General features: G+C 32.5%; 22 protein-coding genes. 10 read left to right on the top strand and 12 right to left on the bottom strand.

From position 1 onward, the window contains the following. Positions 1 to 45 precede the first annotated feature (45 nt). The 3 genes from mvk to MUA60_RS00930 are packed head-to-tail and all read left to right on the top strand — an operon-like array spanning position 46 to position 3,047. Positions 46 to 969, top strand: a complete 924-nt coding sequence (mvk, locus tag MUA60_RS00940; protein ID WP_262649203.1) for a mevalonate kinase — start codon at positions 46 to 48, stop codon at positions 967 to 969. A gap of 5 nt (positions 970 to 974) precedes the next feature. Beyond that, entirely contained in the window at positions 975 to 1,958 is a 984-nt protein-coding gene (mvaD, locus tag MUA60_RS00935; RefSeq protein ID WP_262649201.1) for a diphosphomevalonate decarboxylase, read from the top strand. Between the two features lie 12 nt (positions 1,959 to 1,970). Then, positions 1,971 to 3,047 carry a phosphomevalonate kinase gene (locus MUA60_RS00930; protein ID WP_037589206.1) on the top strand — a complete coding sequence of 359 codons (1,077 nt, stop codon included), beginning with the start codon at positions 1,971 to 1,973 and terminating at the stop codon, positions 3,045 to 3,047. Positions 3,048 to 3,178: 131 nt separating this feature from the next. On the opposite strand, the gene MUA60_RS00925 is transcribed toward MUA60_RS00930, so the two are convergent. Genes MUA60_RS00925 through MUA60_RS00915 form a run of 3 tightly spaced genes read right to left on the bottom strand, consistent with a single transcriptional unit; the run spans position 3,179 to position 4,499 of the window. Further along, a complete protein-coding gene (locus tag MUA60_RS00925; RefSeq protein WP_262649200.1) occupies positions 3,179 to 3,649 on the bottom strand; it encodes a peptide-methionine (S)-S-oxide reductase in 471 nt (156 codons plus the stop codon). Positions 3,650 to 3,674: 25 nt separating this feature from the next. Further along, the gene (locus tag MUA60_RS00920) at positions 3,675 to 4,070 is read right to left on the bottom strand and encodes a hypothetical protein (protein ID WP_262649198.1); all 396 of its coding nucleotides are present in this window, start codon (positions 4,068 to 4,070) and stop codon (positions 3,675 to 3,677) included. 21 nt (positions 4,071 to 4,091) lie between these two features. Then, the gene (locus MUA60_RS00915) at positions 4,092 to 4,499 is read right to left on the bottom strand and encodes a class I SAM-dependent methyltransferase (RefSeq protein ID WP_262649197.1); all 408 of its coding nucleotides are present in this window, start codon (positions 4,497 to 4,499) and stop codon (positions 4,092 to 4,094) included. A gap of 172 nt (positions 4,500 to 4,671) precedes the next feature. Here MUA60_RS00915 and MUA60_RS00910 point away from each other — a divergent pair, with 172 nt between their 5' ends. The 4 genes from MUA60_RS00910 to trhO all read left to right on the top strand — a co-directional run bounded on the left by MUA60_RS00910 (position 4,672) and on the right by trhO (position 7,456). Beyond that, on the top strand, positions 4,672 to 5,163 hold the full coding sequence (locus MUA60_RS00910) for a GNAT family N-acetyltransferase (RefSeq protein WP_262649196.1): 492 nt from the start codon (positions 4,672 to 4,674) through the stop codon (positions 5,161 to 5,163). A gap of 156 nt (positions 5,164 to 5,319) precedes the next feature. Further along, positions 5,320 to 5,592, top strand: coding sequence for an SPIN family peroxidase inhibitor (spn, locus tag MUA60_RS00905; RefSeq protein ID WP_262649195.1), 273 nt, complete (start codon positions 5,320 to 5,322; stop codon positions 5,590 to 5,592). A gap of 199 nt (positions 5,593 to 5,791) precedes the next feature. Beyond that, positions 5,792 to 6,268, top strand: coding sequence for a MarR family winged helix-turn-helix transcriptional regulator (locus MUA60_RS00900; RefSeq protein WP_262649194.1), 477 nt, complete (start codon positions 5,792 to 5,794; stop codon positions 6,266 to 6,268). 240 nt (positions 6,269 to 6,508) lie between these two features. Next, positions 6,509 to 7,456, top strand: a complete 948-nt coding sequence (gene trhO / locus MUA60_RS00895; protein WP_262649192.1) for an oxygen-dependent tRNA uridine(34) hydroxylase TrhO — start codon at positions 6,509 to 6,511, stop codon at positions 7,454 to 7,456. 113 nt (positions 7,457 to 7,569) lie between these two features. On the opposite strand, the gene MUA60_RS00890 is transcribed toward trhO, so the two are convergent. The 9 genes from MUA60_RS00890 to MUA60_RS00850 all read right to left on the bottom strand — a co-directional run bounded on the left by MUA60_RS00890 (position 7,570) and on the right by MUA60_RS00850 (position 17,645). Then, positions 7,570 to 8,751 carry a spr1629 family repressor/antitoxin gene (locus MUA60_RS00890; RefSeq protein WP_262650544.1) on the bottom strand — a complete coding sequence of 394 codons (1,182 nt, stop codon included), beginning with the start codon at positions 8,749 to 8,751 and terminating at the stop codon, positions 7,570 to 7,572. 16 nt (positions 8,752 to 8,767) lie between these two features. Continuing rightward, the gene (locus MUA60_RS00885; protein WP_262649191.1) at positions 8,768 to 9,541 is read right to left on the bottom strand and encodes a spr1630 family ClpXP-sensitive toxin; all 774 of its coding nucleotides are present in this window, start codon (positions 9,539 to 9,541) and stop codon (positions 8,768 to 8,770) included. Between the two features lie 134 nt (positions 9,542 to 9,675). Next, positions 9,676 to 11,235: a hypothetical protein gene (locus tag MUA60_RS00880; protein ID WP_262649190.1), complete on the bottom strand. Its 1,560-nt coding sequence runs from the start codon at positions 11,233 to 11,235 to the stop codon at positions 9,676 to 9,678. Between the two features lie 173 nt (positions 11,236 to 11,408). Then, positions 11,409 to 12,716, bottom strand: coding sequence for a CitMHS family transporter (locus MUA60_RS00875; protein WP_262649189.1), 1,308 nt, complete (start codon positions 12,714 to 12,716; stop codon positions 11,409 to 11,411). Between the two features lie 147 nt (positions 12,717 to 12,863). Next, entirely contained in the window at positions 12,864 to 13,376 is a 513-nt protein-coding gene (locus MUA60_RS00870; RefSeq protein WP_262649188.1) for a YfiT family bacillithiol transferase, read from the bottom strand. A 141-nt stretch (positions 13,377 to 13,517) separates the two neighbouring features. Next, positions 13,518 to 15,725, bottom strand: a complete 2,208-nt coding sequence (locus tag MUA60_RS00865) for an immune inhibitor A (RefSeq protein ID WP_262649187.1) — start codon at positions 15,723 to 15,725, stop codon at positions 13,518 to 13,520. Further along, the gene (locus MUA60_RS00860) at positions 15,664 to 15,867 is read right to left on the bottom strand and encodes a hypothetical protein (RefSeq protein WP_262649186.1); all 204 of its coding nucleotides are present in this window, start codon (positions 15,865 to 15,867) and stop codon (positions 15,664 to 15,666) included. The genes MUA60_RS00865 and MUA60_RS00860 overlap by 62 nt, the downstream gene beginning before the upstream one ends. A 166-nt stretch (positions 15,868 to 16,033) precedes the next feature. Continuing rightward, on the bottom strand, positions 16,034 to 16,552 hold the full coding sequence (locus tag MUA60_RS00855) for a transcription repressor NadR (RefSeq protein WP_262649185.1): 519 nt from the start codon (positions 16,550 to 16,552) through the stop codon (positions 16,034 to 16,036). A 4-nt stretch (positions 16,553 to 16,556) separates the two neighbouring features. After that, positions 16,557 to 17,645 (bottom strand): cysteine desulfurase family protein, encoded by a 1,089-nt coding sequence (locus tag MUA60_RS00850; RefSeq protein WP_262649183.1) that lies wholly within the window; start codon positions 17,643 to 17,645, stop codon positions 16,557 to 16,559. A gap of 88 nt (positions 17,646 to 17,733) precedes the next feature. On the opposite strand from MUA60_RS00850, the gene MUA60_RS00845 reads away from it, so the two are divergent. The 3 genes from MUA60_RS00845 to nadA are packed head-to-tail and all read left to right on the top strand — an operon-like array spanning position 17,734 to position 21,193. After that, positions 17,734 to 19,308 (top strand): L-aspartate oxidase, encoded by a 1,575-nt coding sequence (locus MUA60_RS00845; RefSeq protein WP_262649182.1) that lies wholly within the window; start codon positions 17,734 to 17,736, stop codon positions 19,306 to 19,308. Next, complete coding sequence (gene nadC / locus MUA60_RS00840) at positions 19,259 to 20,092, top strand: carboxylating nicotinate-nucleotide diphosphorylase (RefSeq protein ID WP_262649180.1); 834 nt, start codon at positions 19,259 to 19,261, stop codon at positions 20,090 to 20,092. Before MUA60_RS00845 ends, nadC begins: the two co-directional genes overlap by 50 nt. Next, complete coding sequence (nadA, locus tag MUA60_RS00835; protein WP_262649179.1) at positions 20,093 to 21,193, top strand: quinolinate synthase NadA; 1,101 nt, start codon at positions 20,093 to 20,095, stop codon at positions 21,191 to 21,193. The last annotated feature ends 40 nt before the right edge of the window (positions 21,194 to 21,233 follow it).

Here is a 21,233-nt window from a genome sequence, read left to right as displayed (position 1 = left end):
TTTAACAAAAAAATAAAATAAGAAATACTAAAGGTGATTGAAAATATGGCACAAATAGGATACGGGGAAGCAAATGGGAAAGTTATTTTAATAGGAGAACATGCTGTTACTTTTGGACAACCAGCAATAGCGATTCCATTTGCAACAGGTAAAGTGAAAGTAACGATCCAGTCTCTTAATGCTGGTGATACTTCATATATTAATAGTGATGTATATGAAGGTACGTTACAAACAGCTCCTGAACATATTAAATCTGTTATTTCAAGATTTATCGATAAACATCATATCGAAGAGCCTATAAATGTTAAATTCGAAACAAATCTTCCCCCTTCAAGAGGATTAGGTTCCAGTGCTGCTATGGCTATCGCCTTTGTAAGAGCAAGTTATGATTATATAGGAGAGCCTCTTTCTGATGAATTATTAATAGAAGAAGCGAATTGGGCAGAACAAATCGCGCATGGCAAACCGAGTGGCATCGATACACAAACGATTGTCTCTAATAAACCAGTATGGTTCCAACAAGGAAAAGTAACAACTTTGAAACCACTATCCATAAACGGCTATATGGTCGTGATCGATACAGGTGTTCAAGGTTCTACTAAACAAGCAGTCGAAGATGTCCACCAATTATGTGATCATAACGAACAATATATGCAGTATATAGAGCATATTGGTACGCTCGTATATGAAGCTAATGATGCAATCGAACATCATGATTTCACAAAATTAGCACACGTATTTGAACGTGCACAAGAAAATTTACGCAAGTTAACAGTTAGTCATGACAATATTGAAGCATTACTTGAAATAAGTAAATTACAAGGTGCAACTGCTGGTAAACTTACAGGCGGCGGCCGTGGTGGTAGCATGATTGTACTCGCTCAAAATCTCGACATTGCTGAAAAAATTGCAACAAGTGCTGAAAAATTCGGTGCTCATCATACTTGGATTGAAAATTTAGGAGGTTAACGAGATTGAATATGAGTGGTAAAGCCCGCGCGCACACAAATATTGCTTTAATTAAATATTGGGGAAAAGCTGATGAATCACTTATCATCCCCATGAATAATAGCTTATCCGTTACGCTTGATAAATTTTATACAGAAACAAAAGTGACATTTAGTCCTGAATACACAAAAGATATACTCGTTCTAAATGGTGAAGAAGTAAACGAAGCACAATCGAAGAAAATTTATCAATTTATGAATCTTGTAAGAGAACGTAGTCATACTTCACACTATGCTTATATTGAAAGTGTCAATTATGTTCCGACAGCAGCAGGTCTTGCTTCATCAGCAAGCGCATTTGCAGCCCTTGCTGCAGCTTGTAACGAGGCACTTAACTTAAATATGTCTGATAAAGATTTATCAAGATTAGCTAGAAGAGGTTCAGGCTCAGCTTCTAGAAGTATTTTTGGTGGATTTGCTGAATGGGAAAGAGGTCATGACGACGAAACGTCATATGCACACGCAATCGATGCACAAGGTTGGGAAGAAGATTTATCAATGGTATTTGTGGTCATCAATAACCAATCTAAAAAAGTATCTAGTCGTTCAGGGATGTCCCATACAAGAGACACATCTCGTTTCTACCAATATTGGTTAGATCATGTTGATGAAGATATTGCATCAGTTAAAGAAGCCATACGTAACAAAGACTTCAAACATTTAGGTGAAGTTATCGAAGAAAATGGCTTGCGCATGCACGCTACTAATTTAGGTGCACAGCCACCTTTCACATACTTAGTACCAGAAAGTTATGAAGTTATGGATATTGTACATCAATGTAGAAAAGCTGGATATCCGTGCTATTTTACAATGGATGCAGGTCCAAATGTTAAAATATTAGTCGAAAAGAAAAACCAGCAATTTATAATAGACGCTTTACTTAAATCTTTTAATAAAGAACAAGTTATTGCGAGTGATATTACAAACACAGGAATTGAAATTATTGAGTAAGGAAGAGATATAATGATTCAAGTCAAAGCGCCAGGAAAGCTGTATATTGCTGGAGAATATGCAGTAACAGAGCCTGGATATAAATCTGTCTTAATTGCAGTTGATCGATTTGTGACAGCAACAATTGAAGATACGAATTCATCATCAGGATTTATCCATTCTAAGACTTTACATCATGAGCCGATTACATTTACAAGAGAACAAGACAAAATCATCATTTCTGATAATGATGCTGCAGATCAGCTTAAATATATTACACAAGCTATAGAAGTCTTTGAACAATTTGCTAAAAGTTCCAATGTCACATTAAGACATTACAACTTAACAATTGATAGTAACCTTGATGATGCATCCGGTCATAAATATGGTTTAGGTTCTAGTGCAGCCGTATTAGTATCTGTTATCAAAGCTCTAAACGAATTCTATAACTTACAATTATCAAATTTATTTATTTATAAATTAGCTGTTATCGCTAATATGAAATTACAAAGTTTAAGTTCTTGCGGTGATATCGCAGTAAGTGTTTATACAGGTTGGTTAGTCTATAGTACTTTTGATCACGTTTGGGTTAAACAACAAATAGAAGAAACATCTGTAATGGACGTCCTTTATAAAAACTGGCCAGGGTTACACATCGAACCACTTCAAGCACCAGAGCATATGGAAGTATTAATCGGTTGGACAGGCTCACCCGCTTCTTCACATCATTTAGTAAGTGAAGTCAAACGCTTAAAAGCAGATCCAACAATATATACACAATTTTTAGATCAATCACAGAAATATGTCGAACAACTTATTAAAGCATTTAAGACAAACAATATACAAGGTGTTCAAGATACAATTAGAAAGAATCGTACCGTTATACAATATTTAGATTCATTCGCTACAATAGATATCGAAACACCACATCTTAAAAAATTATGCGATATCGGAGAATCATACGGTGGCGCAAGTAAAACATCAGGAGCTGGCGGTGGCGACTGCGGTATCACAATTGTAGAAAACGATAGAAATAAACAAAAAATATACAACGAGTGGTCAAGCAATGGCATTAAGCCACTGAACTTTAGTATTTATCACGGACAATAAAATGAGAAAAGCTAGGACTTTGAACAAGTCCTAGCTTTTTTGTGGAATGATATATGGGGAATGTTGCTATGTTGCTAGTCAGGCCCGTCTTGCAATATTCAACGCCTCTGCCCCCAAATCACACACCTCTTTTATTTATATTTATTCATCATTTCTTGGGAAATGTGGCAATAATCGTCTGGGCATTTTGCTAAACGGTCTTGGTGTTCTTCTGAGCTTCGTACATAATTCTCTAATGCTTTAACCTCAACTGCAATTCGGTCTGCATCACTTCTATTTGCTATAAATTGACGTGCAGCTACTAAATGATGCTCTTCTTCACTATAGACACCTGTTCGATATTTCAACCCAACGTCTTCACCTTGTTTGTTCACACTATATGGGTCTATAATTTCAAACAAGTATGACATCAAATCTTCTACACTAACGATTGCAGGATCAAATACAGTCTTTACACATTCTGCATAGCCATCGTATTCACCTTCAAGTGTACGGCTACTTCCATTCGCTCTACCTGCTTCTGTCTCAATTACACCGGGTAACGTCTTTACAAAAGCTTGCACGCCCCATAAACAACCGCCTGCTAAATATATCGTTTCCATAGCCAACTCCCACTACACTTTTATATTAAGTGTTTTTGATTATTACAATTTTATTATTAAATCGATTTTTAAGATAGACTATATACTTAAACCACTTCAAATAGCGCCATCTATGTGAATATCTATCAAAGTAATTATACTCTTTAACAACTTTCCAACTGCCAGGCAAAATGTCTTTTAACTCTGCGACATTATTATAACCAAACTTAAATAATGGTTTACTAGAAAGCTTAGAGACAGATGGATGATTATTAGTATGTTTAGTCATAAACTTTGAACAAAATTCAGAAGCAATTACTAACTGATGCTTATCAAATGAACGAGCAATCTCTTTATACACAGCTTCAACTTCTACTTTCTCAAAATACATTAACACACCTTCAAATATTATTAAAATATCACTATCTTCTTTAAAATGCACATTACGTTTAACATCATCAATTCAACTATAATCAAACATTGACTTATTAATCATTTTATAAAAATATGTTTCATTAAAAAATCGTCTTCTAAGATTTATACTTTTTGGCACATCAATATCAATCCAAGGCACATTGTTCAATTTCAATCGACTGAGACGCGTATCCAACCCACATCCAATATTAATAATAAAAGGATGATTAGCATGTTTAATAAAGTTAATCACAATTTCATCTAAAATTTCTGTCCTAATACTAATACCAAGCTGTGATAGCCAGTCCACATATGTATCAAGTACAGGATTATCTATATCTTTTATTATTTTAACAGATAAAGGATCATTAATAATTGGCATATCACTTAAAGTCTCTCTCGCCTTAACAGCAAGTGGTATTAACATAGATTCAGGTATTCCTTTTAACTCTGACATATCATAGCCTCCCACTAGAATTTTAAATTTATTATTACACATTGTAAAAAAATGTCAATTTAAACTTTGTTTTCTTTTGAAAAAGGTTATTTAAATTATGATAAAATACAAACAATAATTTAACAGACATAAAAGAGTTATTTTAATTTAGAAATCATATTGGAGGTCTACTATGAAATTAATTGCATATAACGACAATTATTATGATAAAGTTCAGTCATATCAAATGGATGATTCACAACTTCAGTTTACAAAAACACCGAAAGAAAATATTAAACTGGCAGCACAAAATAAAAATAGACATTGCATATTAGGATTATTAGAAGATGACAAACTGGCTGTATTCTTCGTCTTACATGAACATAGCGAATTTACAAAGTACTTTTCAACACCAGATGAATCCACAATTTTTGTAAGATCATTATCAACAGATAAACGCTATTTAAGACAAGGCTATGCAAAACAAAGCTTGCAACAACTCAATCATTACTTATCAGAACATATGCCACATATAAAACACATTGCACTCTTAGTAGATATTCCAAATCAAATTGCATATGAACTATATATTAAATTAGGCTTTGTAGATACCGGAGTAGAAATAAATAACGATGGTGATTTAACAAAATTAATGGAGAAGGATTTATTCTCCCCTATTTCTTAACTCATTCTTAACTATTATTAAATAACTTTTAACTGCCTATTTTTTGGAAATTTTTATATTATAATCGACTCATCAAATGATTGGAGATGGTTATATATGAAATTTTAAAAATTAATTCCTGTTACTTTATCTGCTGTTATTTTAGGTTTTGGTGCGTTGAGTGTTACTGATGGTCATCATGCTGATGCTAGAACGTATTCTCAAAATGGATTAACACTTCATGATGATACGCGATTACCTTTCCATACTGATCAAGATTTAGCAGCTCTATTAAACAAAGATACTGACACATTAACTAAACAGCAACTTATTGATTATTTTAAATTATTAGGCTTTAAAAATGTAGGACAAGTTATTAAAACAGCTGAAAAACAAAATATTGATGTTTCTGCTTTTTATAAATACAGAAATCATAAAGGTTGGAAATAATAATGTCAGAAGTTGAATTTGGGACTGATTAAATTCCATTTCAACTTCTTTTTGTTTTTGAATAATATTAATATTCAAAAACAATTAATTGTGCATAACAACTAAACATTAGCATACAATTTGCGAAATTTTACTTTTTTAATGATTGAAAGTTTGATAAAATCTTAATGCATAAATTAATTTAATGGAGGAATACAATATGGAAAATATAGAGAGGCAAGAGTTATTACAAGATTTTAAAACTAAGCTTTTACGATTAAATACTAATTTTAAATTTCTATGTGGACATGTTGCTAATAACAATGGTTACTCATTAAATTACCTGAACTTATTGTATTTTATTAGTGAAAATGAAGGTATGACATTAGCTGAACTTGCTGAATCTCAAGACATGGATAAAGGGAATTTAAGTCGTTTGTTAAATGGTCAAATTAAAGAAGGCTTCGTAGAAAAGAAAATGGACAAGGAAGACAATAGAAAGATTCATGTATATATAACAGAAGTTGGTCGTGAAAAAATTAAAGAATTAAATAAGATATGTATCACAAATTTAGATTACTTATTAAAAATAATACCTGATGATGAATTTACAAGCTTTATTTCCACTTTAACTAAATTAGACAACCACTTTGGCAATCGCACAAAAGAAATTAAAGAAGGCGAATTACAAGTTTAACTTTCTCAATAAATATCAGTCAATATAGCTCCTTTTCACCCTCGAATTCACACAAAATGAAAGATAAAAACGATTTCATATTATTTTACAAAATCAAACAATTGAAAAATGCAACTTTTTTGATACAATATAATGAGGATAAAAATGTGCATTCATATAAAAATTGTTCCATATCAACTAGATACTTTCAAATTGACATATCATATAAATAAAAAAAAGAGAATTAGAGGAGATAAGAAAATGGATTATAGAGTACTATTGTTTTATAAATATACAACAATTACTGACCCCGCAACTTTTGCAGCAGAGCATTTAGAATTTTGTAAAGACCTTGAACTTAAAGGACGTATTTTAGTAGCAACTGAAGGTATTAACGGTACACTTTCAGGTACGAAAGCTGACACAGATAAATACATGGAACAAATGAAAGCAGACGAAAGATTTGAAGGCATTACATTCAAAATCGACGAATCTGAAGGACATACTTTCAAAAAAATGCACGTGCGTCCAAGACCAGAAATCGTAGCATTAGACTTAGAAGAAGATGTAGATCCTAGAGAATTAACTGGTAACTACTTATCACCAAAAGAATTTAAAGAAGCTTTATTAGAAGAAGATACAATCGTCATTGATGCAAGAAATGATTACGAATATGACTTAGGACACTTCCGCGGTGCAATTCGTCCAGATATTACAAGATTCAGAGATTTACCAGACTGGATTAAAGAGAATAAAGAACAATTTATGGATAAGAAAATCGTCACTTATTGTACAGGCGGTATCCGTTGTGAAAAATTCTCAGGCTTCTTATTAAAAGAAGGTTTCGAATACGTTAGCCAATTAGAAGGCGGAATCGCAACTTACGGTAAAGATCCAGAAACTAAAGGTGAATTCTGGGACGGTAAAATGTACGTATTCGATGAAAGAATTAGCGTAGACGTAAACCAAGTTGAGAAAACAGTAGTCGGTAAAGAATGGTTCGACGGCACACCATGTGAAAGATACATTAACTGTAGTAACCCAGAATGTAACCGTCAATTCTTAGTTACAGAAGAAAACGAACACAAATATCTTGGTGCATGCTCACACGAATGTGCATCACACGAAAGAAACCGTTACGTAAAAGCACACAACATTAGCGAAGAAGAAAAAGCAAACCGCTTAGAAAACTTTAAAGCATTAGTATAAAAAATATCACTAAATAAACCCCCTTACTACTCCACTAGTAAGGGGGTTTGGTGATGCCTATGGAAATTATGTTATACATTCATTATATAAATCATTATTTTAACTTCTCTTTATTATTTAAATAAATGCGAGATGACATTACGTTCTTTATCTGATTCTACGTCCATATATTTATCAATGAGTCGTGTATCTATATTTGCGATTTCATTCAAAAATTTTGGACTTACTTTTAAGTCATTTAATAAAAATTCTGGTGTCATAACCTTCTCTTTAAAGTAAAAATTTAATAAACTATTTATTTTAACTGGTTTAGGTAACTTGATTTCCTCATCAAGTGGCTCTTTTCGTCTATAACCCTTTTTATTTACAGATTCCCAAAAATATCTATTTTGAGTTTCAGTCAATAATCCTAAATAATAAGCTCTCAATTCTATAGATTGTATCGAAACAAACCACTTTTCTTTTAATATTTTCATATGATCTGGATTAGATTTTTTAGTAAGCTTATTAAAATCCTCTATAAACTCAGCTTCTGGTAATAAGAACTCAGCTGCAAAGATATTAGCTTCATTTTCTAATTGTCTATACTCCGCTTGTGACAAATTATCAAACTGAATGTGTCTGTGTAAAAGTATATGGCATAGTTCATGCGCTATATCAAAATTCCTTCTTACAGCTATGCCTTTGTTATTACCTAATATAATATATGGTATTTCGCGATTTGACCAAAAACTAAATGCATCAGCATCATTATCAATATTTTTTTCAAATATCATGATGCCTGATTTTTCTAAATTAAATAATAAATGATTATTACTACAGTTTCCTAATAATTTTTCCCTACTTATACTTGCACATTTTTTTATAATTTTAATGCGATCTAAATCCTCTAAAGATTCTATCAAGTCATCCAACTCATCAATCAATGCTTTTATTTCCATTAATGGTGATTTAACATATGCTAGTAAATAATTGGTTAAATTCGATACATAATTAGCCTGATAATGTTGTTTGTTTAATAACTTAGTAGATACCTTATAGCTTACAGCTCTGAACGCGATCGTTTGTTTTTCAACAGATTTTTCCTTAAGTATCTTAGGTTGATCACTTATAAAATAGCTTGTTTGCACATTAAATAAGTTTGACAATTCATATATCTTATTAATTTCAGGCATCATATTTTTCACTTCATATTGCCATATAGCTTGCTCACTTACACTAACCTTTTCAGCAAGTTCTTTCCGGCTGTAACCATTAAGTGTTCTCACGCACTCAAGATTGCTACCTATAAACATTCGTTTCACCTATTCCTCAATCCTTATTAGATTCATCTTCATCTTCTTCTGTAAGACTATATCTAAATTCTTTTTCAATATCTACAATTCCTTCTTCTAACTCTCTATCAGATTTAAGCACTTCTAAATCTTTATAATCAATAAAATATTGTTCCTCATTTTTAATTAAATTCAATAAATAGTCAGTTAAATCCTGAAATAATACTGCAGTATTATCTTCCGGATTTGGGATCCATAATTTCACAGAATTTAACTGTCTCGTTATAACATCAATACCATATGTAACAATAGTAAATATATGATCATCAATATTATCTTCATTTCTAATATCATCAAAAAGTACTCTATCAGCATCAAGTTGATAAGGTTCTTCACTTATAGTTTTAATTTTTTCAAAATTTAATCCATAATTGTCATTCATTAAATCTTTTAAATATTTTTTCTCCTTAGTCTCTTTATCATTTAATGCATTCTTACCATAAGTGACATTCTTCTCATCAAAATATCTTTCATTCTTAAAGATAAAACTCACTTTTCTGTTACCCTGATTCTCAATTGTGTTGAATTTTAAAAATTTCCAAGCTGGCCCAGCATTTTGTTTAATAAATCCACAATATTCATCTATATGTCTATATACTTGATCCTCAATATGATTAGATTTTACGTGAGCATAAGCATCACTAATATACATTTCATTTTCTTTCTCTTTTCTAACCTCAATATAATCCTTATATCCTGCAACAATACCTTTTACAATTGAATCTAATAAATTAGAATTCATAGAAATCATATTATCACCTCTTGAAGTTTAAAATAATTATCTTCAATATACACTATAAAAACTGTAAATTCAAAGTATTTTATAAAGTGGTATAAGATATTTTCTATTAAAATTAAAGTCATTACGTATTAATTCGCATTATTTTAAACAAACACTACTTTTCGTTTACTCCGCTTCATCATACCGTTTTGATCTACAAATTGATAATTCGTGAGTACAGTATTGATTGTTTTTACAAGTTTAATATCATTGATAGTTGATGTTTTTTCAGTATAAGCATAAAAATTAAATATATATTTAGATTTACCTAATGTATTTTTGTATTTAGTGTATCTCTTTTTCTGTTCTTTCACTTTATATACCGTAATCACCCTGCCATCGTGTGGATGTATGCCGACGATATATTCTACTTTGTTTGCTACGCGTTCACTGATTTCTATGTGACTGACGAGTGCTTTTTTAATTACTTTTGATGTTGTTGAATATGTTCTGGATGCTGGTACACTTTCTTTATCACTATCTATGGATAGCTTTACAATTAAGATATGTGCTTTATTTAACTGTTCAATGTCTACATATTCTGTTTGTATATGATGTTGTAACATATTATAATCACCATATATTTTATGATTAATCCTTTCATTATCAATTTGAAATTCATTTTCATCATTATACATTTGATTATACGAAACAGCTTTCCCAAAATTTGCTGGATTAAATATTCTATATTGATTCAACATTGCTTTAACTGTGATTTGTGCTTCTCGTTCTGTAATATCTGTCATAAATACAACTGGCGATACGAGTGTTGGATCTTTCATGACAGGTTCAAGGTGCTTATACTTTTTTATCACTGGTATTTCTTCTAAATCACCTACCGTTAAATTTCCTAAATGATATCCTATGTGAATCAATGAATGTTTCTTTTTATTAATTAAACCATATACATAATAGCGATTAAATGCTTTTATATCTTCCATTTGAAGTAAAATTTGTTCATCTGATTCAATACATATTTCTTCTTTGTCTGGAACTTTAAAATTTTGATAAATATCTTCCGAAAAGTCATCTTCATATTGTTTATAATATAGTGTATCGAATCGTTCTAACAACTTCATGCCAATCGAGGGAACATACACTTGTGATTTTCTTATATGTTTATGCATTTCACTTGCGAGCATATTTTGGACATACAAAGATCTTATTAAGTTCTCAGTATGATTATCTATATCCTTTGTTTCAATTAAAATTGTACCTTCGTTGACTTCTTGCTCAAATGTTACTTTATGATTTAAATGTTTAGGGTCTCCTTTAGGAATTTTTACATAAATACCACCTTTATAATGTGGCATCGACTTGATTGTTTTTAGTATGAAATAATGTTGATAACTAAAATAAGTCCACGATGTCTTGTCTAAATATTCTTTAATGTCATCCATCATACTTTCAACATCGCTGTAATGGTCATAATAAACACTATAAAGTGATTTAAGATTACCTCTCCTCTTATGATCACTTATTCTAAAATTAACCCATTTATGTATTTCTGTATTAAGCAATGTTACATAATACGATTTCTTGCTACTTGAGAATGTTAAATTCAATAACATTTCATCAGGATTCAACAATTTTATTATTTCCGCTTCTAGAACTTTAACAAATTCCTTGCTATGTGTATTAACAAAATCTTTACCGTATAACATATAAACCATCCCTTGTTTTAAACAATTATATTATAAGATTTTATTATTTCTTTATTCATATATCATAACAAAATTTTTATATCAAATGTATGAATATTTATACTATATTCCATAAAAAAACTCAGAAATCCATAAATTAGATTTCTGAGTTTACTACATAATGAATCATCCTATTAAAACGAAATAACGCCTATTATTCCAGCTACAAATATCATAAATACTGAGGAACCTATTGCCCATTTCATAACAACTTTTTGGTTTGTACCATAATCTATGCCTAACATACCGACTAATAAATAACCGGCGGCGTATAGTGGACTTAATACGTGTAATGGTTGCCCTAATATTGATGCCCTTGCCATTTCTGCTTTTGCTACGCCAAATTGTTGGGCAGACTCTGCTAAGATTGGCAAAATACCATAATAAAATGGATCATTGGCCATAAAATATGTGAATGGCATACTTAAGATTGCTGTGATAAGTGCGAAATGATTACCCATTGATTCAGGAATGACATTTACTAATGATTTTGCCATTTCATCTACCATTTCAGTTCCATTCATAACTCCTGTGAAAATTCCAGAAGCAAACACTAAACCTACAACTGCTAATACATTGCCAGCATGACGTTTAATCAATTCAGATTGCACTTCAAGGCTTGGATAATTGATTAGTAAAGCAGTCGCAAAACCAATCATGAATAATACTGGAATTGGTAAGAAACTTGTAATCAATGCGATTAGTAATAATATAGTTAAAAGTGCATTAACAATTACAATTTTAGGTCTTAATAATGCTTTTTCATCTTCATCTTTACCGTTTGAATTATGCATTTCATCAAGTGTTAAACTTAAATGATTTTTAATACCGACTCTTCTTCTTTCTTTAACACCTAATACGTAAGCTGCAAATACAGCGAATAGTATACCAGCTATCATTACTGGAATAATCGGTGTAAATACTTCTTCAGTCGTTAACTGTAGCGAAGAAATCGCTCTTGCAGTTGGTCCACCCCATGGCGTCATATTCATAACACCAATAGATAGTAATGCTAACGTTGATAATATGTATAAATTCATGCCCATTTTCTTATATAAAGGCAGCATAGCCGTAACGGTAATAATAAACGTTGTCGTGCCATCTCCATCTAACGCAACTAGTGATGCTAAAGCAACTGTTCCAATTGTAATCTTAACTGGATCTCCTTTAACAGCTTTCATAATTGCTTCAATAACAGGATTAAATAATCCTGCGTCAATCATAACCCCAAAGTATAAAATTGCGAATACGAGCATAATACCCGTTGGTGCCACTGTTAATAGTCCATCCACCATATATTCGCCTAATTTAGAGTAGAATCCCCCAATCAGTCCGAAAACTGTTGGCACTATAATTAATGCTGCTAAAGCTGACATCTTTTTGCTCATAATGAGAATCATAAAAATGATAACCATTATAAATCCAAGTATTGCCAAATTCATGTTGTAGTACCCCCTCTATTGTATTTTATTATTGTAAGCGTTTTTATAAATCTTCGCAATAGACTATTTAAAAAATTTTCAGAATATTAATTACCATATTTTAATATAAAAAAATACCATCCAAATATAATTTGGACGGTATTATGATTAATTATTTAAAGCTAATTTAATATGTGTTAAATGATGTTCTTCGTGCCATGATAATTTTGCGATTTTAAAGGCTACTGTTGTTTCACCATTATCTTCATGAATGAATGCGCGTTTCAGTTGTTCTTCAGATAAACTTCGTCCTACTGCAACAATCCGTTCATTAATACCTTCTAACATTCTAAGAGAACATTCGATAGGTAATTCATTATCTGGTAATTCAATCCATTTTTCTTGATCAAAACCAACTATCGTCGGCTTTCTATCATCGGTTAAAGCGATCTTCAAACGTTGATACATATTCAGTTGAGAATCGGCTATATGATGGACAAGTTGTCTAACTGTCCAACTACCTTCTCTGTATTTTTTCTTTAATGCTTCGTCGTTTAATCCATCAACAACTTTTCTTAATCGATTTGCGTAGTTACCAATCTCATCTAACCACTGATTAATATCATTCATTGTTACTTTTTCAGGTAATTCTAATTCTCCAATCGGAAATCTTACATCCACAATAATCACCCTTTTCATTAGATTAAATTCACCTTTATTATAGGTTATATTTACGATGAATGAAAATTAAACAGATTGAGTGGTTAATTAATTATCAAAAAACAGGAACACCCATTGGCGTTCCTGTTTTAAGATTCATATTTATTTTGTAATTTTCACTTTACCGACTGAGTTGTCTTTACTTTTTGCTGATACTTCAAATTTCAAGCCATGATTCGGTAATAATACGCCTGCATCTTTTTGTCCTTGGTTTGAGTAATCTTGACTGTCATCGAATACAGGATTTTTCTTCGTTTTATTATCATGTAGTTTATAGCCGTCTACGCTTTTCAATTTTAATTTAGATTGATGATCTAAACTAAATGCTGCGTCTCTAATTTGGAATTGTGTTGTTGCTGGATCATCAGCTACACCTTTTTTCTTCCAATTCAATGCATTTTGGTCAGCATCTACTACGCTTATGAAGCCTTGTCCTTGGTGTGAACTTACGTTGTTATCTGAGAAGCTCTTATCAACATACCAAACTGTTAAACCTTTGTTGTAAGACATCGTTCCGCCACCGCGTTTAATGTGTTGTAATCCTTTATCTGGTCCTGTAAAGTTTCTCCATTGTAATAAATAGTAGTTCTCATCATATCTATTACCATCACTTTGTTCAAAGCCTTGTAAATCAAAATTCGATTTACCTTCTGCATCATCACTGAAGATGTTTTGTCCATCTTCTGAAGTTACTTTAACTTGATCGACAAACCAACCTGGGTTTGTTTCAAATTTATCTGTTACATATAAGAATCTTAATTTTACTTTTTTACCATCGTATTTCGATAAATCAAATTTAGCATTAACGTACCCTTCAGACTGACCATCAATACCATTACCTTGGTTTTGTCCACTCTCTGATGGGTCATCATTATTCGTAATATTACCTGCTACGTTTTCCCAATTTTGACCATCATCTGTAGATACTTGAACATAACCATAGTCAAATCCTTGTTCTATATCATACCAAGTCTTAAATTTTAACGTACTTGATTTAGCAGAACTTAAATCTAATGCTGTTTCCATTGAATATTGTGAATCATCATCTGCACCACTCCAGTATGCTTTCTTACCTTGAACTGGCTTTTGAATTAAAGTAGATTTGGCAGGGAGTTTAACTTTAATTGTATCATTGTTTGTCCCTTTAGTAGATGCTTCATCTATAAGTTCTGACGTTTCACCTTTAAATTCAGATGCATTGATTTCATTTCCTGTTTGCCAATTACCACCATGTAATTGTTGAAGTATTTCTTTCATGTATGGATCAAATCCAGTCGGTTCAGTACCTGGAATAGTACCTGCCCAACTACCTGATGACATAATAGACCAGAATGATACGGGTTCACCTTTACCTGAATACTCAATATCATATTCATCTGGTAAACCTAAATCATGTCCGAATTCATGAGAGAACACACCTGCTGCACCATCTTCAGGTTGAACCGTGTAATCAATTGCTGCTAATTTTCCATCAAATTGATCAAGCCCAGAATCAGTGCCTGGAATAGTATAAGGTTCACCGTTATCATCAATATCAAGTGACCATCGATGTGACCAAATAGCATCTGTTCCTAATTTACCGCCACCCGCTTCTTCACCAGAACCAGAGTGTACGATCATAATGTGATCGATGATGCCATCTTTCTCATCATAAACGCCGTCACCATCAATATCATCACGATCCCATTGGTCATAATCGCTTAAATTAATATCTGGATCTTTCGCTGCTTGTTCTAGTGCTTCTTTAATTAACTCTTTCGGTTTACCGTCACTGCCACTTTCGTCTGGCACATTTCCACCGTAATAACTTGCAGGATGTTTAGCTTTATACCAACCGTGCACTTTTCCATCTATATCATAACTACCACCAGATTGGTTTTTGTAATACTGTTTCATACTCATTAAATTCTCGCCATTTGGACCTTTATAGCCATTTTCTCCAAATACCATATCTTGAAAATGCGAAACTGGATAATCATCATAGTACATATCTGTTTCATCTTTCGTAATCGAACTATGTGGATAATCTGGAAATTCCATCGCTAATACTAACACTTTATCTTGTCGTACTTTACCTTTATATTTTTCTTCTTCAACATTATCAACACGTTTACCGTTGTTTTTCTTTTTATACATTTCTTTTTGATTCTTCTTTAATGGTTCTAAACGCTTACCATTATTCCCCTTGTTGTACTTCTTATCAAAAAGCCCTTTATTCGGTATGTATTTTTGATGATATTGTTCATCTTTACCATCCATATACTCTCTGATTTTTTTCATTTTTCTGTTCAGGTGTTTCGGTTGATTCAATGACACCCTCTTTTTCTAATGTTTCGAGTAACCTGTCTTCATTTGGTGCGACACTATTTGCAGATGCTTGAGTAGCAAATGCAGGTAGTGCAATCAGAGCACTCAATGAAGCAACTGATAACTTTTTCATAAATAAATTCACTTTTAAAAATCCCCCTTATTTATCTAATCTATATTCATTATATACTTATTCCCATAAAATAGTAGTAATAATTCAAAAAAATTCTAATTTTTCTTTTTATTATATCTAAAAAACATACCTCCGTGTAATTTTACTTTATGCAAATTATACGGAGGTATATTGTTGGTTATTCTACAATAAATTGGTGTTCTTTTAAATCTCTTACAGCATTGTCTAAAATCTTTTCAGTATGTGCAGAAATCGTATGTAAATGAAGATTATCTGTTAAGTACGCTAACATTTGTCCTTCAAACTTTTCCATTTCACTAATAAATTTAGATAAATCTTCGTATGTTTCAATCATTAAATCCGCTTTAATACTGCCATATACAGGATGATCAATCGCAACATCATCAATCATTGCCCCATTATCCAATATAAGCTTTAACTCTTCTTCCATTCGGTGATTATCATGTTGGCAAACAATGACACGTTTATATCTTTTACCACATTGTTCATTATTAACAACGTAACCACGACTTGTGGAATCAATATTATAATTTTGTGATTTCAATATAGAAATATCTTTCACAATAATCTGTCTCGAAACATCAAATTGTTGACTCAGTTGCTTACCGCTAATCGGTTCATCTGAAGACTCAAGTAATTGTAAAATTTGTTCTCTTCTTTTAAAAGGGTTATTCATTTCACTAATCTCCTCTGATAGCTGTTTTTAAATGGTGCAAACAAGTATCTATGTCATTTCTAGTTGTAAATTTTCCAATAGATAAACGTATATATTGATCATACGTTTTCTCAGGTATTGAATCTATTTTAACTTGTAAACCATTACTTAACAATGCGCCATGACCACATGCAGTACCTGTCGAAACACATATGTTTCTATTCGACAAATATTGCATAATATATTGTCCTTCATATATCGGTGTTAATACTGCAACAATATGTGGTGCTTGCGCTTTGTAAACAATAGGTGTAAATGATAAGTCTCTTAATTGTTTGATGAAGTATTGTTGTAAAGTATGCATCTCGTCAATACTTGGTGACAATGATAATGCTTTTGTCATCGCGATAATACTTGGTGAATCTATTGTACCATTTTGTGTATACATTTCATGAAAATAATGTTGATTTAAAGGCTTTACATACTCATGATTCATCATTAACGCACCTGAACCTTTTGTACCGTGAAACTTGTGACCTGAAAACGCATATGAACTGAACAATTTTACATTAATATCATTTAATTTATGAACTGCTTGTACGCCATCAACATGCATAGGAACATTGTAATCCTGTGCAATTTGACTCAATGCTTCAACAGGCAATATGTATCCAGTCTCAGAATTAACATGTTGTGTAATGATGAGCACAACATCATCTGTCATTAAGTCATTCGTCTGTTCTAAATCTATTTCTCCATTGTTGTCTAAAGGCAACATAATGATATCAAATTTATCTTGATAAACTTCTAAAGCGGCATATATAGAGGGATGTTCATATGGTGATACAAGTACTTTACCGCCCTCCTGCTCTTTCAAAAAACTATGTATCGCAATTTCATTTGCATGAGAACCGCTTCTTGTATAAATCACTTCTTTATCTGTTGAGAAATAATCCTTTATAAATTGTTTACACTCATCTAACAACTGTCTAGTATGTATTCCACCTACATGTAAACTTTCGCTATTGTAATATGCTTCGCGCTGTATATCTTGATAGACATCCATCACTTCGCTATCAATCCTCGTAGTTGATGCGTTATCTAAATAAATCAATTATAATCCCCCTCTTGTTATTTACGTTTCTTTGTGTCAATATGTTGTATATAAAATGATAACATATATGTAAAGTAAAATGTAAACTTTGAGGAAAGTCATTGTAGTAGGTTCTGGCATCGCTGCATTAGCAGCTATACAGTCATTTAATGAACAAACTGAAATTCATTGCATTACGAAAGATAAACTAAATCAACATAACAGTTCACTAGCTCAAGGCGGGATTTGTTGTTCTCAATACGAACATGACAACGGCCATGCGCATATTGTTGATACGTATAAAGCTGGCAATGCACTTGGAGATATTGATGTCATACAATCCATCATCCAACATAGTCATCGTTACATTGAGCAACTCATTCAAAATGGATTGAATTTTGATATGATTACCAATCAACATGTTTTAGATTTTGCGATGGAAGGTGCCCACACTCGCCCTCGGATTTTACATATTGGTGGAGATCAAACGGGTAAATATTTAACGCACCATTTGATGAATCAATTATCATCCAAGCATATTAAGATTTATGAAGAAACTGAAGTAATCGATTTGTTGAAAGATACAGAACATGCTGTTTGTGGTGTACGTGCACTTGATAAACATGGACAACAACTTGATATCATAGCCCATGATGTCATTTTGGCTACAGGTGGTTATAGCAATTTATTCCCTACTCATTCCAGTGCGTCCAGTTCAATAAGTTCAGGTCATGTTATCGCACATCATCACGGCATTCCATTAAGACATATGGAAATGATTCAATTTCATCCCACTTTACTCGGTAAGCCCGGACAAACATATGGTCTAGTTTCTGAAGCAGTAAGAGGTCATGGTGGTATTTTAGTCAATAGCCTCGGGGAACATTTTATGGAAGATAAACATCCTTTAGGCAGTCTCGCACCTAGAGACGTGACAAGTAGAGCCATCTTTCAGCAACAACAACTTGGTCATCAATGCTTTATTAATATTGAACAAGTTGAAGCATTTTCTAATAGATTTCCAACGATTTATCAAAATGTCATTGAACACTTTCCAGATGAATATGCGCATCATCTCATTCCTATTACACCTGGCGCTCACTATACTATGGGTGGCGTAAAAACTGATATTTATGGTCGAACGAACTTGAGCCACTTTTACGTTATAGGAGAAGCGAGTAATACAAATTTTCATGGTGCAAATCGTCTAGCAAGTAATTCCTTACTTGAAGCTCTTGTTATGGGACATCTTTGTGGAGAAGCTATTCATCAATCTGAAATAAGAGATATTCAGATTAGTGAATCTGAGCAACGACATATTCCTAAAATAAGTGACGAAGACATACAAGGTCTTCGTCAACAAACTTTTAAAGTATTAGGGATAGAGCGTAATGGTCCAGACATCACAGCTTACTTACATTCAATACAAGATTGTCTAAGCAATGCGATGACTTTAACTGAATGGACTCAATCAGATTGGCAGAAATATATAGAAGTAAAGACTTTAGAAATGATCTCTCTATCAGCTTTAAGTCGTTTGGAATCACGGGGTGTCCACTACAGATTAGATTATCCAAATACTGAATCAACAATGCAACATACTGATATCGAAATACTAATGGAGGATTCAATTCATGCTAAACAAGTTATACGTCCAAGAAAAACTCAAACAATTTTACATTGAAGATAACCATTATGGCGATTTGTCTTCAAGCTTATTCGACGCCAATCAACAAGGTACATTAACACTTTTAAGTAAATCAGAAGGCATATTTTGTGGTGAAATGATCATTCAAGAAAGTTTTAAACTGATTGATGATGCTATTACGACCACTTTGTTCGTTCAAGACGGTACGTTCATAGCGAAAGGTCAGAAGCTCGCTGTTATGAAAGGTAGCATTTCGACACTCCTGACGATGGAACGCATCACTTTAAATTTAATTCAAAGAATGTCCGGTATCGCTACAGCTACACATGAAATCGTCCAAAAAGTTCAGCATACAAACGTCAAGATTGTAGATACGAGAAAGACAACGCCAGGATTAGGTATGTTTGAGAAACATTCAGTATTTATTGGCGGTGGCTATAATCACCGTCGTACGCTTAATGACGGATTAATGTTAAAAGACAACCATATCAGTTTCAGTTCATCGATTCGCGAACTTGTTGCTAAAGCTAAACAACATATTGGACCAATGGATAAAATCGAAATAGAAATTGAAGATGAACGAGCTTTAGATGAAGCCATATTATCCAATGTGGATATCATTATGTTTGATAATTGCAAACCAGAATGGATAAAGGCACATATCGCGAAAGTGCCTGAACATATACAAACTGAAGCATCGGGTAACATTAATATTAAAAATGTTGTCGACTACGCTGAAACGGGCGTCGATTATATTTCTATAGGTTCGTTATTTTATGAGCAACATGCATTAGATATCTCTGCAAAGGTGGTTATATAAATGTTTAATCTCACAATTGAGAATGCCCAATCTATTCCTGAAAAGTACATAAAAATGTCTCATCAAGAACTTGAAGACAAAATCAAATCCATTAAAGCTTCCTTAGGTGATCGTTTATTTATGCCAACGCATCACTATCAAAAAAATGAAGTTGCTCAATTTGCTGATATTATGGGTGACTCTCTTGAACTTGCACGTATTTGTAAAGAGAACACAAAGGCTCAATATTTCGTCTTTAATGGTGTTCATTTTATGGCTGAAACTGCTGACATCTTGACTGATGATAATCAAGATATTTACTTACCTGATTTATCTGCAGGTTGCTCTATGGCAGATATGGCGAATATTGAACAAGCGCTTCATGGCTATGACATATTAACAAATCGTTTAGGTGATAATATTCTCCCGCTTACTTATGTGAACTCGACTGCTGCGATCAAAAAATTCGTAGGAGAAAATGGTGGTTCTTGTATGACAAGTGGTAATGCTGACAGCGTGATTCAATGGGCATTAGAGCAAGATAAACGTATATTATTTTTACCTGATCAACATTTAGGTCGTAATACAGCTTATAAATTAGGTATTAAACTTGAAGAAATGGCCGTCTGGGATCCAATACAAAAGAAACTGGACTTCGACGGTCGTGATGAAGATATTAGAATCATCTTATGGAAGGGACATTGCTCTGTTCATGAAAAGTTCTACCCAATTCATATAGATCAAGCACGACAAAAAGTTCCAGACGTGAATGTTATTGTACATCCAGAGTGTCAATTTGATATTGTACAAATGGCAGACTATGCAGGTTCAACTAAATATATAATCGACAAAATAAAAAATGCACCAAAAGGTTCTCATTGGGTGATTGGTACTGAGATGAACCTCGTGCAACGCTTAAAAGAAACATATACAGATATTACAATTGAATCCCTTAATCCACTTATGTGTTCATGCTTAACAATGAATAGAATTGACTTACCTCACCTCGCTTGGTGCTTAGATAAAATCATTGCCGGAGATCGATCAAACATTATTAAAGTCGATAAAGAAACATCGCATTTTGCGAAACAATCATTAGAACGTATGTTAAGTATCGTTTAATAAAAAATAACCTTTCACCTACAATACATTCGAGGTGAAA

This window comes from Mammaliicoccus sciuri (assembly GCF_025561425.1).
Classification (GTDB): Bacteria; Bacillota; Bacilli; order Staphylococcales; family Staphylococcaceae; genus Mammaliicoccus; species Mammaliicoccus sciuri_A.
This window is presented reverse-complemented; position numbering and strand designations above follow the sequence as displayed.

Coding starts and splice junctions, on each gene's coding strand:
- mvk (WP_262649203.1), top strand. CDS start 46: ATGGCACAAATAGGATACGGGGAAGCAAATGGGAAAGTTATTTTAATA.
- MUA60_RS00930 (WP_037589206.1), top strand. CDS start 1,971: ATGATTCAAGTCAAAGCGCCAGGAAAGCTGTATATTGCTGGAGAATAT.
- MUA60_RS00925 (WP_262649200.1), bottom strand. CDS start 3,649: ATGGAAACGATATATTTAGCAGGCGGTTGTTTATGGGGCGTGCAAGCT.
- MUA60_RS00915 (WP_262649197.1), bottom strand. CDS start 4,499: ATGTCAGAGTTAAAAGGAATACCTGAATCTATGTTAATACCACTTGCT.
- MUA60_RS00910 (WP_262649196.1), top strand. CDS start 4,672: ATGAAATTAATTGCATATAACGACAATTATTATGATAAAGTTCAGTCA.
- MUA60_RS00900 (WP_262649194.1), top strand. CDS start 5,792: ATGGAAAATATAGAGAGGCAAGAGTTATTACAAGATTTTAAAACTAAG.
- trhO (WP_262649192.1), top strand. CDS start 6,509: ATGGATTATAGAGTACTATTGTTTTATAAATATACAACAATTACTGAC.
- MUA60_RS00890 (WP_262650544.1), bottom strand. CDS start 8,751: ATGTTTATAGGTAGCAATCTTGAGTGCGTGAGAACACTTAATGGTTAC.
- MUA60_RS00885 (WP_262649191.1), bottom strand. CDS start 9,541: ATGATTTCTATGAATTCTAATTTATTAGATTCAATTGTAAAAGGTATT.
- MUA60_RS00880 (WP_262649190.1), bottom strand. CDS start 11,235: ATGTTATACGGTAAAGATTTTGTTAATACACATAGCAAGGAATTTGTT.
- MUA60_RS00875 (WP_262649189.1), bottom strand. CDS start 12,716: ATGAATTTGGCAATACTTGGATTTATAATGGTTATCATTTTTATGATT.
- MUA60_RS00855 (WP_262649185.1), bottom strand. CDS start 16,552: ATGAATAACCCTTTTAAAAGAAGAGAACAAATTTTACAATTACTTGAG.
- nadC (WP_262649180.1), top strand. CDS start 19,259: ATGCTAAACAAGTTATACGTCCAAGAAAAACTCAAACAATTTTACATT.
- nadA (WP_262649179.1), top strand. CDS start 20,093: ATGTTTAATCTCACAATTGAGAATGCCCAATCTATTCCTGAAAAGTAC.